Annotated in this window: 9 protein-coding genes; 2 read left to right on the top strand and 7 right to left on the bottom strand. The window is 57.0% G+C overall.

Translation table 11 applies throughout. The features are described 5' to 3' along the window. Nucleotides 1-22: 22 nt before the first annotated feature. The 7 genes from glpC to ubiG all read right to left on the bottom strand — a co-directional run bounded on the left by glpC (nucleotide 23) and on the right by ubiG (nucleotide 9,337). The gene (gene glpC, locus ACLGE8_RS08265) at nucleotides 23-1,213 is read right to left on the bottom strand and encodes an anaerobic glycerol-3-phosphate dehydrogenase subunit GlpC (RefSeq protein ID WP_410997811.1); all 1,191 of its coding nucleotides are present in this window, start codon (nucleotides 1,211-1,213) and stop codon (nucleotides 23-25) included. After that, the gene (gene glpB / locus ACLGE8_RS08260) at nucleotides 1,210-2,469 is read right to left on the bottom strand and encodes a glycerol-3-phosphate dehydrogenase subunit GlpB (protein ID WP_410997809.1); all 1,260 of its coding nucleotides are present in this window, start codon (nucleotides 2,467-2,469) and stop codon (nucleotides 1,210-1,212) included. Before glpB ends, glpC begins: the two co-directional genes overlap by 4 nt. Next, nucleotides 2,459-4,087 carry an anaerobic glycerol-3-phosphate dehydrogenase subunit A gene (gene glpA, locus ACLGE8_RS08255; RefSeq protein ID WP_410997807.1) on the bottom strand — a complete coding sequence of 543 codons (1,629 nt, stop codon included), beginning with the start codon at nucleotides 4,085-4,087 and terminating at the stop codon, nucleotides 2,459-2,461. Before glpA ends, glpB begins: the two co-directional genes overlap by 11 nt. 237 nt (nucleotides 4,088-4,324) lie before the next feature. Further along, complete coding sequence (gene yfaE / locus ACLGE8_RS08250; protein WP_035892620.1) at nucleotides 4,325-4,579, bottom strand: class I ribonucleotide reductase maintenance protein YfaE; 255 nt, start codon at nucleotides 4,577-4,579, stop codon at nucleotides 4,325-4,327. Next, nucleotides 4,579-5,709, bottom strand: a complete 1,131-nt coding sequence (nrdB, locus tag ACLGE8_RS08245) for a class Ia ribonucleoside-diphosphate reductase subunit beta (protein ID WP_035892621.1) — start codon at nucleotides 5,707-5,709, stop codon at nucleotides 4,579-4,581. Before nrdB ends, yfaE begins: the two co-directional genes overlap by 1 nt. Before the next feature lie 149 nt (nucleotides 5,710-5,858). Further along, nucleotides 5,859-8,144: a class 1a ribonucleoside-diphosphate reductase subunit alpha gene (nrdA, locus tag ACLGE8_RS08240; RefSeq protein WP_410997805.1), complete on the bottom strand. Its 2,286-nt coding sequence runs from the start codon at nucleotides 8,142-8,144 to the stop codon at nucleotides 5,859-5,861. Between the two features lie 464 nt (nucleotides 8,145-8,608). Beyond that, complete coding sequence (ubiG, locus tag ACLGE8_RS08235; protein ID WP_410997803.1) at nucleotides 8,609-9,337, bottom strand: bifunctional 2-polyprenyl-6-hydroxyphenol methylase/3-demethylubiquinol 3-O-methyltransferase UbiG; 729 nt, start codon at nucleotides 9,335-9,337, stop codon at nucleotides 8,609-8,611. Nucleotides 9,338-9,498: 161 nt separating this feature from the next. On the opposite strand from ubiG, the gene gyrA reads away from it, so the two are divergent. Together gyrA and rcsC are read left to right on the top strand one after the other, a co-directional pair. After that, nucleotides 9,499-12,135, top strand: coding sequence for a DNA topoisomerase (ATP-hydrolyzing) subunit A (gene gyrA / locus ACLGE8_RS08230; RefSeq protein ID WP_410997801.1), 2,637 nt, complete (start codon nucleotides 9,499-9,501; stop codon nucleotides 12,133-12,135). Nucleotides 12,136-12,338: 203 nt separating this feature from the next. Then, a complete protein-coding gene (gene rcsC / locus ACLGE8_RS08225; protein WP_410997799.1) occupies nucleotides 12,339-15,185 on the top strand; it encodes a two-component system sensor histidine kinase RcsC in 2,847 nt (948 codons plus the stop codon). The last annotated feature ends 89 nt before the right edge of the window (nucleotides 15,186-15,274 follow it).

Raw genomic sequence — 15,274 nt, 5'->3', positions numbered from 1 at the left:
TCTCCCCTTCAGAACATGTGATTTAGACTAGCGCCCGCGCCAGCAGAGTTATCGGATGTTCACAGCGCTTACTGGTGGACATCTCAATCTGCCATTTGCAGGTCTCGCAGTCGGTAATCACCAGGTCTGCACCGCTCGCTTCAATTTGCGCGAAGAGCGGTGCGCCTATCGCCTGCGACGTTGGGTAGTTCTCCGTTTTGAAGCCGTATGTTCCCGCTATCCCGCAGCACTGTGAATCCAGTACCTGGAGTTCAATGCCCGGTATGCGGCGGATTAACTCCAGGGTGTACAGCGACCAGCCCATCTTCTCCATATGACACGGCGTGTGGTAAACCACCTTTAGCGGCAGCGTCTTTAACGGCAGCTCCGCGCCATCGTCCAGTTTGCGCCACAGCCAGCGGGTTGCCAGCTCAATGTTGTCGCGCAGGTCGTGGTTATCGACATCCAGCAGGTGCGGGTACTCATCGCGCAGCGTAAAGGTGCAGGTAGATGACGTAGCAATTACCGGCAGCTTTTTGCCGCCAATCGCTTCCCGCAGCGAAGCGACGTTGCTTTGCGCCTGGCGGCGCGCTTTGTCAAAGAACCCGTTGGCAATCAGCGGCACGCCGCAGCACTTCTCTTTGCTGAGCAACTGCACGCCAATCCCCATCGCGTTCATCACTTTAATCAGATCGATCCCGAGCTGTGGGTGGTTGTAATTGACGTAGCAGCCGTGGAAGAACGCCACCTGCTCGGCAAACTGCGCCTGTTGAGCGGCAATACGCGCGTAGCGGCGGCGGAAGGTGCCAAAGGAATATTTCGGCAGGGCGCGGTGGTGGTCAATCTTGAGGGCGCTATCGAGCAACTGGCGTACCGGCTTCAGGCCGGTGGCGGCGTTGACGATGGGGGCGAACGGCGTAGATAGCGTGCCCATCAGGTCGGTATGGCTGAGGATTGTATCGCGGATCCCCGGCTTTTGCTGGCTATAGTCGGCACGGGCGCGCTGGATAATATCGCCAATTTTCACATCGGACGGGCAGGCGACTTCACAGCGCTTGCAGTTGATGCAGTATTTTAACGCCTCGTCATACAGCCCGGCATCTTTGCGGCGCAGGCGCTCACCGTCCGGCCCGGCCTGTTTCGGCCCCGGATAGCGCGGGTTGACGCGGCTGACGGGGCAGACGGTGGTGCAAACGGTGCATTTAATGCAGTTTTCGAAACTTTGCTGGCTCATGCTTCACCTCCCGCTAAACGGATAATCTGCGCGGCGGCGTGCAGCGCGGTGACGGCGCACACGCCCCCGCCGCAACCTTGGGCGATCGGGTCAAAGCCGCCGAGCACTGAGCCGATGGCAAACAGGTTACGCATTGGCAAGCCGCGGAGCGCGGGATGCAGTTCGGCATCGACAATAGCGCCGGACTGCTGCCACGGCTGCGGGTCAAAGAAGTCATCGCGGTAGCCCGCGCTGCGCGAGGCGGGCTGCTGAATATCCAGACCCATAATGGACTCGCGAATACCGTCGCGACCGGCGGTCAGGCCGTTGCTGAAGAAGCTGCCGCTGGCTAATACCGCATAGCGTGGGCGCAGTGGGATATCGCCGTGGTTACGCGTCCAGACTTCGTGAACCTCGCCGCGATCGTGGCTGACGCGCACCGTTTCATCGCCCGGCATCCAGGTTCCGCCCAGCGCAACAAAACGCCGTTGCAGCGAGGCGTGTAGCCGCATGCCCGGCACGGAAGGCGGCAGCGTCGGCAGCAGCGAAAGGGTGCAGGGGAGATTATGGTTAAGCCAGTCGAACAGCGCGGTATCGCGCAGGCCAAAGCAGGCGGGCATCACCAGCGTGTCGCGCCCCTCGCTGAGCGGCAGCAGCGCCTGATGCAGCATCGACCAGTGTGCTTTTTCATCCAGCACTCTGGCGATATTCACCGCGCGGAACTCGGTTGGGTTCTCGCGCAGCACATCCAGCTCCGGCAAATCGATTTCAGCAGCATCGGCATTAAGCCCCTGCTGTTGCAAGGATTCGGCGACCAGATGCGGCTGGAAATCGAGAAACCCGCTAATGCCCACCACCCGAGTACGCCCGTGTGTGAGCGGGATAATCGGCACTTCCGACGGGCTGAGCCAGGCGGCGCGCTGGGTGCCCAGCGGGGTAATGCGCTGATGCGGCTTTGCCATATCGCCGAGCATGTTCATCCCACACTCCGCCAACAGGGTCTGTGTCTGTCGCGCATAGCGCTGCACAAGGTCAGCGCCAATCAGGCTATAGGGATGTTGTGGCGATTGTTCGCGTAGCGCGGCCAGCCCGCTGTTGATGTCGGTAACCGGTTGGCCGTCGGGCAGCGCGCTAAGCAGGTCCAGTGAGCCAGAGGAGAAGTGCAGTGCGCTCTGGCCTCGACTCACAATCACTGCGCGCAGGCCCGCTTTTTGTAGCTCAATGCCGCACAGCAGCCCGGCGAGCCCGCCGCCGATAATCACGCTATCAAATTTCATCTTCAGGCTCCTTTTGCAGGCCGCACAATCCCTGGTATACCCAGCGTGTCAGTTCGCTTTCGCGCAGCGCATCGCCCCAGGCGATCGGCTGCACGCCTTTCCAGCGTTCGTTGAGGAAGGCGGAAAGCTGGGTAAGTGATTGCGCCGAGGTGGCGGCGCGATAGCGCTGGAGCAGGCCGGCGGCACGGCAGGCGCATAGCTCGCCCTGACAGGTTCCCATACCGACGCGGGTGCGGCGGCGTAAATCCAGCAGGTTATTGACCGCCAGATTTTCCACCGCGTACTCCACTTCGCCCGCGGTCACGGCTTCGCACTCGCAGACCACGCTGCGCTGCAATCGACCGTTGCCTAGCCACTCCGGCGTGCGGTCGCCGTGGCGATAGACCGCTGAACCGCGCAGCGGCGCGGGCAGGGAAATCATGCGCTGGAGCGTTTTCTCCGCCGATTCGCGAGAGCCAGGTAGCGGCGTTTCGGCGGTGGTGCAGGTGCCGCTGTGGTTCAGTTTGCGGCAGATAGCATCGGTGGCCCATTCAGCCATCAGGCGATAGGTCATCAGCTTGCCGCCGGTAATGGTGATAAACCCTTCCAGCCCGTCGCGTTCGGCGTGATCCAGCAGGACAATGCCCCGGCTGACGTTGCGCCCGCTGGGGTCATCATCGCTGGCAACCAGTGGGCGCACGCCGCAGTAAGCGCGAAGGATGCGGGTATTTGCCATTAATGGCGACAGCTTCTCGCCTTCGCGCAGCAGGATATCCACCTCGTCGGCGGTGACGCGGCAGCGGTCAATATCATCGTAATCAATATGCGTTGAGGTGGTACCAATCAGCGAAATCGTGTCGCCGGGCACCAGAATATCGGCATCGGCTGGCGGGCGGCAGCGGTTGATCACGTGCTGGTTAATACGGTTTTCAAAAATCAGCAGCGAGCCTTTCGCCGGGAACATGCGGATGCGCAGGTCGGCGTATTCGGCGATGCGCTGGCCCCAGATCCCGGCGGCGTTGACCACCACCGGCGCACGCAGCTCGCGCGGTTGCCCGGTGGTGTGGTTGAGCAGGCGAACGCCGCTGATGCGGTCATTGTGGCGAATCAGGCCGGTGACTTCATGGGCGGTAAAAATCGTCGCGCCATGTTCGCGGGCGTCGAGCATATTGGCGGCGGTGAGACGGAAGGGGTCAACGGTACCGTCGGGTACGCGAACTGCGCCGACTAATGCCGGGTTCACTGCCGGTTCCATCTGCCGCGCGAGCACAGGGTCGATAGCTTCAGCCTGAATCCCTGCCGCCTGGCAGGCATCCATAAAGGTGCGCTGGTAGCTGAGATCGTCTTCGGGCAGGGTGATAAACAGCCCGCTGGTGGGCTCGATGCAGTGACGGGCGATGCGCCGCAGGATCTGATTTTCGCTGATGCATTCGCGCGCCGATTCGCTGTCGGTCACCGCGTAGCGTGCGCCGCTGTGCAGCAGGCCGTGGTTGCGGCCGGTGGCACCGGTGGCGATATCAAAGCGCTCAACCAGCGCGACCTTCAGCCCACGCAGGGAGGCGTCGCGGGCGATACCGGCTCCGGTGGCTCCGCCGCCGATGATAATGGCATCGTATTCATTGACAGAGGCGCTGTCCATAATGTGTCCTTAATGTTCGTTTTAACAACATTAAGTCATGTGTATGGATTATTTTGTTTGATTTCGAACATATTCGCGCATCAATCGAAAAGGGTAATGGCGAGAAGTGTGTGGTGGGTCGCTTTTTATTAGATATGGCCGCCGCCAGCAACTTGTTGCTGTGCTACGCCATTTTTCTGATGGCCTATGCGCCGTGGCGCGATGCCGTTGGTGAGTGCACACGAAGTGCACTCACCGTTACATCTCAATTTCTATATCACCCTTTGCCCGGCAGCAGCAGGGCAAAATTTCACCCGGCTGGATAAAGGCCAGCGGCTCGGTCAGCCAGTCAACCTGGCCGGACACCAACCGTGTGCGGCAGGAGCCGCAGTAGCCTTCGCGGCACTGGTATTCCACCTCAACGTTGTGAGATTCCAGCGCCGCCAGCAGGGAAGGGTGTTCATCCTGGCACTGCAAACGCGTGCCAGAGATGCGCAGAAAAACGCGGCTCATTAGAGCTGGAAGTCGCTGAGATCGTCAGTATTGACTTCCGAGTCAATCTGGCCGACCAGATAGGAGCTGACTTCCACTTCCTGCGGGGCAACCTGCACGTTATCGGACACCAGCCAGGTGTTGATCCACGGGATTGGGTTAGAGCGGGTCTGGAACGGCAGATCCAGGCCAACCGCCTGCATACGGATGTTGGTGATGTACTCAACGTACTGGCACAGAATGTCTTTGTTCAGGCCAATCATTGAGCCGTCGCGGAACAGATAATCCGCCCACTCTTTTTCCTGTACGGCAGCCTGCACGAACAGGTCATAGCATTCCTGTTTGCACTCTTCCGCAATCTCCGCCATTTCCGGGTCATCCGCGCCGCTGCGCAGCAGGTTCAGCATGTGCTGGGTGCCGGTCAGGTGCAGCGCTTCATCGCGGGCGATCAGGCGAATAATCTTGGCGTTGCCTTCCATCAGTTCGCGCTCGGCGAAGGCGAAGGAGCAAGCGAAGCTGACGTAGAAGCGAATGGCTTCTAGCGCGTTCACGCTCATCAGGCAGATATAGAGTTTCTTTTTCAGCTCGCGCAGGTTCACGGTTACGGTTTTTCCGTTAACGGTGTGAGTACCTTCGCCCAGCAGGTGCCAGTAGCTGGTCATTTCGATCAGCTCGTCGTAATAGCTGGAGATGCCTTCGGCACGCTTCTGAATTTGTTCGTTGGTCACGATGTCATCAAACACAATCGCCGGATCGTTGACGATGTTGCGGATGATGTGGGTGTAAGAGCGCGAGTGGATGGTTTCAGAGAACGCCCACGTTTCAACCCAGGTTTCCAGTTCCGGAATGGAAATCAGCGGCAGCAGCGCGACGTTCGGGCTACGGCCCTGGATAGAGTCCAGCAGGGTTTGATACTTCAGGTTGCTGATGAAAATATGCTTTTCGTGTTCCGGCAGCGCCTGGTAGTCGATACGGTCGCGGGAAACGTCAACTTCTTCCGGACGCCAGAAGAAGGAGAGCTGTTTTTCAATTAGCTTTTCGAAGATGTCATATTTTTGCTGGTCGTAGCGTGCCACGTTGACCGGCTGGCCAAAGAACATCGGCTCTTTGAGCTGATCGTTTTTCGTCTGTGAAAAAGTGGTGTATGCCATTGATGTCAATCCTGTCTGGAGAGTAATGCCGGATGGCGGTTACTTACCTGCTTACAATATCATCGCAAATAAATCCGTACACCGAATAAGGTTTTGGTCGATACGGAAATCAAAGGCCGGGTCAGCGTGTTGCTGCCCGGCAATCGTTATTAGATCTTACAAGCGCCGCTTTCGCAGCCGTCATCCTGAATGGATGGCGCCAGATCGTCCTGCGCATCTTCCGCACCGTCGCGGGTGTTCTGGTAGTACAGGGTCTTCACGCCAAATTTGTAGGCGGTGAGCAGGTCTTTCAACAGCTGCTGCATCGGGACTTTGCCAGACGGGAAGCGCGTCGGGTCATAGTTGGTGTTGGCAGAGATCGACTGGTCGATAAACTTCTGCATGATACCCACCAACTGCAGATAACCGTCGTTGTTCGGCATTTCCCACAGCAGCTCGTAAGCGTTGTGCAGGTGCTCGTAGTCCGGCACTACCTGGCGCAGGATACCGTCTTTCGACGCTTTGATGCTCACGTAGCCGCGCGGCGGCTCAATGCCGTTGGTGGCGTTGGAGATCTGCGAAGAGGTCTCGGACGGCATCAGGGCAGAGAGCGTGGAGTTACGCAGACCGTGGGTCTTAATGGACTCACGCAGCGCTTCCCAATCCAGATGCAGCGGCTCGTTAGTAATCGCATCCAGGTCTTTCTTATAGGTGTCGATTGGCAGAATGCCCTGCGAGTAGGTGGTTTCGTTGAACCACGGGCACGCGCCTTGCTCTTTCGCCAGCTCGTTGGAGGCTTTCAGCAGGTAGTACTGAATTGCTTCGAAGGTCTGGTGCGTCAGGTTGTTGGCACTGCCGTCGGAGTAGCGCTTGCCGTTTTTCGCCAGCCAGTAGGCGTAGTTGATAACGCCGATACCCAGCGTACGACGACCCATTGCGCCACGTTCAGCGGCTTTGATTGGGTAGTCCTGGTAATCCAGCAGGGCATCCAGTGCACGTACTGCCAGCACCGCCAGCTCTTCCAGCTCGTCCAGGCTCTTGATAGCGCCCAGGTTGAAGGCGGACAGCGTACACAGGGCGATTTCGCCGTTTTCGTCGTTCACGTCATCCAGCGGTTTGGTCGGCAGGGCGATTTCCAGGCACAGGTTAGACTGGCGAACTGGTGCGACAACCGGGTCAAACGGGCTGTGGGTGTTGCAGTGGTCAACGTTCTGGATGTAGATACGGCCGGTAGAAGCACGTTCCTGCATCATCAGGGAGAACAGTTCAACCGCTTTCACGCGCTGCTTGCGGATGCTGTCGTCGTTTTCATATTGAGTGTACAGACGCTCGAACTCGTCCTGGTCGGCGAAGAACGCATCGTACAGGCCAGGGACGTCGGATGGGCTGAACAGGGTGATGTCGCCGCCTTTCAGCAGACGGGTGTACATCAGCTTGTTGATCTGTACGCCGTAGTCCATATGACGCACGCGGTTGCCTTCCACGCCACGGTTGTTTTTCAGTACCAGCAGGCTTTCCACTTCCAGGTGCCACATAGGGTAGAACAGGGTGGCCGCACCACCGCGTACGCCGCCCTGAGAGCAGGATTTAACCGCCGTCTGGAAGTGCTTGTAGAACGGAATACAGCCGGTGTGGAACGCTTCACCGCCGCGAATCGGGCTACCCAGCGCACGAATGCGACCGGCGTTGATGCCGATACCGGCACGCTGGGAAACGTATTTCACGATAGCGCTGGAGGTGGCGTTGATGGAATCCAGGCTGTCGCCGCACTCGATCAGTACGCAAGAGCTGAACTGACGAGTTGGGGTACGCACGCCGGACATAATCGGCGTAGGCAGAGAAATTTTGAACGTGGAGACCGCATCGTAGAAGCGCTTCACGTAGCTCAGACGGGTTTCACGCGGGTAGTTCGAGAACAGGCACGCAGCCACCAGAATATAGAGGAACTGGGCGCTCTCGTAGATTTCGCCGGTCACGCGGTTCTGGACCAGGTATTTCCCTTCCAGCTGCTTAACGGCAGCGTAGGAGAAGGTCATGTCACGGTCGTGAACAATGAACGAGTCCATCTGCTTGAACTCTTCTTCCGTATAGTCTTCCAGCAGATGATTGTCGTATTTACCCAGGTTAACCATGTGTTTGACATGGTCGAACAGTGCCGGTGGTTCAAACTGGCCGTAGGCTTTTTTGCGCAGGTGGAATACCGCCAGGCGCGCGGCCAGGTACTGGTAGTCCGGTGCTTCGCTGGAGATCAGGTCTGCGGCTGCTTTGATAATGGTTTCATGAATGTCGGACGTTTTAATCCCGTCGTAGAACTGGATGTGTGAACGCAGTTCGACCTGGGAAATCGAAACGTTGTGCAGCCCTTCGGCGGCCCAATCCAGCACGCGATGAATTTTGTCGAGGTTAATGCGTTCTGTGCGGCCGTCACGCTTAGTCACCAGCAGACTCTGATTCATGTGATTTTTACCTGTCCGTGAAAAGGAAAATATCCCCTGATTTATCCACAATTACCGTTGTAGCAAAACCTGTGGATAAATACTACATGTAGGGGTTCGTTGATTAATTAAACGCTATATGGTGAGTATTCTAGTCCGGGTTCATTTGAATACAAGAGTTGCATTTGAGGTTAAAGTGAGGTTGGGAAAGGGTAAAAAACGTGAAGTCCACGGCGCATAAGGGCTGGCGGGAATGTCAATAATTTGCAAAAAAAAATGAAAATTTGATCGAGTGCTGATTTCTTCGTCGAAGGGGGAAATTGCGCAATATGATGTAGCGCAATTTTGTCGTAAACGCCTCCCATGATTGGTAGGGGACACGTAGGCCTGATAAGCGCAGCGCCATCAGGCATTGTAGCCTGGTGCCGGATGGCGCTGCGCTTATCCGGCCTACAATAGAGCGCCATCAGGCCATGAGCGCAGATTTATTCGCTTTTGGCGGTGGTGTGCAGCATATAGTTAACGTCTACGCCCGGCGCCAGCTTAAAGCTGTTGGTTATCGGGTTGTAGTGCAGACCAATCATATGGCGCTCTTTCAACACGGTTTGGTCAACCCAGCTCAGCAGTTCGGCCGGCTTGATGAATTTCTTCACGTCATGGGTGCCTTTTGGCACCATGCGCAGAATGTACTCCGCGCCAACCACCGCCATCAGCCAGGATTTGCCGTTGCGGTTGAGCGTGGAGAAGAAGACCTGGCCACCGGGCTTCACCAGTTGGGCGCAGGCTTTTACTACCGACTGTGGGTCTGGAACGTGTTCCAGCATCTCCATGCAGGTCACCACGTCATACTGCCCGGCGTGTTTGGCAGCGTGCTCTTCAACCGTTTCCTGAACGTAATCGACCGGAATAGCGGTTTCTAATGAGTGCAGCTTTGCTACCTGCAGCGGCTCGAAACCCATATCCAGCCCGGTGACCGTAGCACCTTCACGCGCCATGCTTTCGGCCAGAATGCCGCCGCCGCAGCCGACGTCCAGCACTTTCTTGCCAAACAGGCCGCCGGAACGTTCGGCGATGTAGCCCAGACGCAGCGGGTTAATGCGGTGCAGAGGCTTAAATTCCCCCTCCAGATCCCACCAACGTGACGCGACCGCCTCGAATTTGGCGATCTCTTCGTGGTCTACGTTGTGCGCTACCGCGGCTTTTTCGGCATTCATGGCTGTTCCTGCTCCTTATTTCGTTATTGCCAGCGAGTATATCAGTACCACGGCGTGAATAAAGCGTTCGGCGGGTGCTAATGGGTTTACCTGTCTTTACGCTAATGTGTTATAATTTGCGACCTTTGAATCCGGGAATACAGTAGAGGGATAGCGGTTAGATGAGCGACCTTGCGAGAGAAATTACACCGGTCAACATTGAGGAAGAGCTTAAGAACTCTTATCTGGATTATGCGATGTCGGTCATTGTTGGCCGTGCGCTGCCGGATGTCCGAGATGGCCTGAAGCCGGTACACCGTCGCGTACTTTACGCCATGAACGTATTGGGCAATGACTGGAACAAAGCCTATAAAAAATCAGCCCGTGTCGTGGGTGACGTGATCGGTAAATATCACCCGCATGGTGATACTGCCGTCTATGACACTATCGTCCGTATGGCACAGCCATTCTCGCTGCGATACATGCTGGTAGATGGTCAAGGTAACTTCGGTTCTGTCGATGGCGACTCCGCCGCAGCGATGCGTTATACGGAAATCCGTATGTCGAAAATCGCCCATGAGCTGATGGCCGATCTGGAAAAAGAGACGGTGGACTTCGTCGATAACTACGACGGCACCGAACGTATTCCAGATGTCATGCCGACCAAAATTCCTAACCTGCTGGTTAACGGTGCCTCTGGTATCGCCGTAGGTATGGCCACCAACATTCCACCGCACAACCTGACAGAAGTGATCAATGGCTGTCTGGCGTATGTCGACAACGAAGACATCACCATCGAAGGTTTGATGGAACACATCCCAGGCCCGGATTTCCCGACTGCCGCCATTATTAACGGCCGCCGCGGGATTGAAGAAGCCTATCGTACCGGTCGTGGCAAAGTGTACATTCGCGCTCGCGCGGAAGTCGAAGCCGACGCTAAAACCGGTCGTGAAACCATCATCGTGCACGAAATTCCGTATCAGGTGAACAAAGCGCGCCTGATCGAGAAAATCGCCGAGCTGGTAAAAGATAAACGCGTTGAAGGCATCAGCGCGCTGCGTGACGAGTCTGATAAAGACGGTATGCGCATCGTGATTGAAGTGAAACGCGACGCGGTCGGGGAAGTGGTGCTGAACAACCTCTACTCCCAGACCCAGCTGCAGGTCTCCTTCGGTATCAACATGGTTGCCCTGCACCATGGTCAGCCGAAGATCATGAACCTGAAAGAGATTATCGCTGCGTTCGTGCGTCACCGCCGTGAAGTGGTGACTCGCCGTACCATTTTCGAACTGCGTAAAGCGCGTGACCGCGCGCACATCCTGGAAGCGCTGGCCGTTGCGCTGGCTAACATTGACCCGATCATTGAACTGATCCGTCGTGCGCCAACCCCGGCCGAAGCGAAAGCGGGCCTGGTGGCACAGTCGTGGGAACTGGGCAACGTTTCCGCGATGCTGGAACGTGCGGGTGATGACGCGGCGCGTCCAGAGTGGCTGGAACCTGAGTTTGGCGTTCGTGACGGTAAATACTACCTGACCGAACAGCAGGCACAGGCGATTCTGGATCTGCGTCTGCAGAAACTGACCGGCCTTGAGCATGAAAAACTGCTCGACGAGTACAAAGAGCTGCTGGAACAGATTGCTGAACTGCTGCGCATTCTGGGCAGCGCCGAGCGTCTGATGGAAGTGATCCGTGAAGAGCTGGAGCTGGTTCGTGAACAGTTCGGCGACGAACGTCGTACTGAAATCACCGCGAACAGCGCCGATATTAATATCGAAGATCTGATCAGCCAGGAGGATGTTGTGGTAACGCTGTCTCACCAGGGTTACGTCAAATATCAGCCGCTTACCGATTACGAAGCTCAGCGTCGTGGTGGTAAAGGCAAGTCAGCTGCCCGTATTAAAGAAGAAGACTTTATCGACCGCCTGCTGGTGGCCAACACTCACGACACGATCCTCTGCTTCTCCAGCCGTGGTCGTCTGTACTGGATGAAGGTCTATCAGCTGCCGGAAGCCAGCCGTGGTGCGCGTGGCCGTCCGATCGTCAACCTGCTGCCGCTGGAAGCGAACGAACGTATCACCGCCATCCTGCCGGTACGCGAGTACGAAGAGGGCGTGAACGTCTTTATGGCGACCGCCAGCGGTACCGTGAAGAAAACGGCGCTGACTGAGTTCAGCCGTCCGCGCTCTGCCGGTATTATCGCGGTGAACCTGAACGAAGGCGACGAGCTGATTGGTGTTGACCTGACCTCCGGCTCCGATGAAGTCATGCTGTTCTCTGCCGCCGGTAAAGTGGTGCGCTTTAAAGAAGATGCCGTTCGCGCGATGGGTCGTACTGCGACTGGCGTTCGCGGTATCAAGCTCGCGGAAAAAGACAGCGTGGTATCGCTGATTGTTCCACGTGGCGAAGGCGCAATCCTGACCGTGACCCAGAACGGCTATGGTAAACGTACTGCTGCCGAAGAGTATCCGACCAAGTCGCGTGCGACGCAGGGCGTTATCTCTATCAAAGTCACCGAGCGTAACGGCTCCGTGGTGGGCGCAGTGCAGGTCGACGACTGCGACCAGATCATGATGATCACCGATGCCGGTACGCTGGTGCGTACTCGCGTGTCGGAAGTCAGCGTGGTAGGGCGTAACACCCAGGGCGTTATCCTCATCCGTACTGCGGAAGATGAAAACGTAGTGGGTCTGCAGCGCGTGGCCGAGCCGGTTGATGACGAAGAGCTGGACGCTATCGACGGTAGCGTGGCGGAAGGCGATGATGATATCGCGCCGGAGACCGACAGCGATGACGACGTTGCGGACGATGCTGAAGAGTAATCGTCAGTAACGTGGCAAGAAGGGTCGGTGAAAACCGGCCCTTTTTTATGTTCGTAGTATTCCCGGCGTCGCTGCGCTCGGCCGAGCTAGCGATTTTTCCCGGTGCCATGCTGCGGGTTAATCTACTCTCTGATTGCGGCTAGCGGCTTTTCCCGCTACCTTAACCACATCCTGTTAGCCCTCAACGGCGGAGTTTCGCCACTTTGAAATATCTTGTCTCCTTTCGCACAACGCTGAAAGTTTCACGTTACCTGTTTCGGGCGCTGGCGCTGCTGCTTTGGCTGCTTATCGCGCTGATTTCCGTCTTCTATATCGTGAATGCCTTGCATCAAAAAGAGTCGGAAATCCGCCAGGAATTTATCCTCAACTCCGATCAGGCCCAGCGTTACTTCCAGCGCACTTCCGATGTGATAAAGGAGCTCAAGTACATTGCGGAAAACCGTCTCACCGCGGCGAACGGCGTGCTGCCGGGCGGGCAGGTAAAAGACAATTCCGATGTGCCGGATTTTGAGCCGCTGTTCCCCGACTCCGACTGCGGTACCCTCGACACCACCTGGCGCGGCCCGCTGGAATCTCTGTCCTGGTTCCTGCGCTACTGGCGGGAAAATTTCTCGGCGGCTTACGATCTTAACCGCGTCTTTTTAATCGGCAGTGACAACCTGTGCATGGCCAACTTTGGCCTACGCGAAATGCCGGTAGATCGCAGCGAGGCGCTGAAGGCGCTGCACGAACGTATTATGGCCTATCGCAACGCTCCGCAGGACGACCGCGGCGGCAATCTGTTCTGGGTAGGGCAAGGGCCGCGCCATAGCGTCGGCTACTTCTATGCGCTGACGCCGGTCTATCTGGCGAACCGTCTGCAGGCGCTGCTGGGCGTTGAGCAAACCATTCGTGCAGAAAACTTCTTTACCCCAGGCAGTATGCCGATGGGCGTATCCATTCTCGATGATAACGGCAACACGCTAATTACCCTGGCGGGGCCGGATACCAAAATGCATATCAACGCGCGCGGTTTGCAGGAGCGACTGTGGTTTGGCTACACCGCTGGCTACCGTGAACTGGTGCTGAAGAAGACGCTGTCGCCGTCCTCGCTGAGTATTGTCTACTCGGTGCCGCTGGATGCGGTACTGGAGCGCATTCGTATTCTGGTGCTGAACGCGCTGTTGCTGAACCTGCTGACCGGTATTGCGCTGTTTACCATGGCGCGCATGTACGAGCGGCGTATCTTTTTACCGGCTGAATCCGATGCACTGCGCCTTGAAGAGCACGAGCAGTTCAACCGCAAAATTGTCGCCTCGGCGCCGGTGGGGATCTGTATTCTGCGCACTCAGGACGGCACCAACATCCTGAGTAACGAACTGGCGCATAACTATCTCAATATGCTGACCCACGAGGATCGTCAGCGCCTGACGCAGATTATCTGCGGCCAGCAGGTTAACTTTGTCGATGTGCTCACCAGTAACAATACCAACCTGCAAATCAGCTTCGTTCATTCGCGCTACCGCAACGAAAACGTGGCGATCTGCGTGCTGGTGGACGTGAGTTCGCGTGTCAAAATGGAAGAGTCATTACAAGAGATGGCGCAGGCGGCGGAGCAGGCGAGCCAGTCGAAATCGATGTTCCTCGCCACCGTCAGCCATGAGTTGCGTACCCCGCTGTACGGGATCATCGGTAACCTTGATCTGCTGCAAACCAAAGAGCTGCCGAAGGGCGTTGATCGCCTGGTGACGGCGATGAACAACTCTTCCGGGCTGCTGCTGAAGATCATCAGCGATATCCTCGATTTCTCGAAAATTGAGTCCGAGCAGCTGAAAATCGAGCCGCGCGAGTTCTCGCCAAAAGAGGTGATGAACCACATTACCGCCAACTATCTGCCACTGGTGGTGAGAAAACAGCTCGGTATGTACTGCTTTATCGAGCCAGACGTGCCGATGAAGCTGATGGGCGACCCGATGCGTCTGCAGCAGGTTATCTCTAACCTGCTAAGCAACGCGATTAAGTTTACCGATATCGGCTGCATCGTTTTACATCTGAAGCGCGAAGGGTATTACCTCAGCATCAGCATTCGTGATACCGGTGTCGGCATCCCGGCTAAAGAAGTGGTGCGCCTGTTTGACCCATTCTTCCAGGTGGGAACCGGTGTACAGCGTAACTTCCAGGGGACCGGGCTGGGGCTGGCGATTTGTGAAAAGCTAGTCAATATGATGGATGGCGATATTGCAGTGGATACCGAGCCGGGCATGGGGAGCCAGTTTACGCTGCGCATTCCGCTGTACGGTGAGCAGGACGCTACTCCACTGTCCATCGATGGGCTGGCGAAGATTCGCTGCTGGCTGGCGATACGCAATGCGTCGCTTTCAGACTTTATTCATTCGCTGCTGAGCTGGCACGGTATTGATGTTCGCCTGTACGACGGCGAAGCGCCGGGGCCGGACGATCTACTGATTGCGGATGATGAGCTGTCGCAGCCGTGGGCGGGCAGGGCCGCGGTGGTCTTCTGCCGCCGCCATATCGGTATTCCTCAGGAATATGCGCCGAGCCAATGGGTGCACAGTATTGTCTCTCCGCATGAATTGATGACGTTGCTGGGACGTATCTATCGCGTGAAGGTGGAAACGGGCGATGCAGCGGAGCTGCAGTCTGCCCATGAAGCGCCGGTAGACAGTAACGACGACATGATGATCCTCGTTGTGGACGATCATCCAATCAACCGCCGATTACTGGCCGATCAGCTGGGATCGCTGGGGTATCAGTGTAAAACCGCCAACGACGGCGTTGATGCGCTGAACGTGCTGAGCAAGAATCACATTGATATTGTGCTCAGCGACGTCAACATGCCGAATATGGACGGTTATCGCCTGACGCAGCGTATTCGTCAGCTGGGGCTGACGCTTCCGGTTGTTGGGGTGACGGCCAACGCGCTGGCCGAAGAGAAGCAGCGCTGTCTGGAGTCGGGGATGGATAGCTGCCTGTCGAAACCGGTGACGCTGGACGTGCTCAAACAGACGCTAACGGTCTATGCCGCACGAGTCCGTAAAGCGCGAGAGTAAGGGATTTTGTTGGTAGGCCGGATAAGGCAACGCCGCCATCCGGCAATTGGTGCGAGGCTGCGCCGATGGCGCTGCGCTTATCGGGCCTA

The sequence above is a fragment of the Kluyvera sp. 142486 genome, from assembly GCF_046569695.1.
In the GTDB taxonomy this organism is placed as follows: domain Bacteria; phylum Pseudomonadota; class Gammaproteobacteria; order Enterobacterales; family Enterobacteriaceae; genus Kluyvera.
This window is presented reverse-complemented; position numbering and strand designations above follow the sequence as displayed.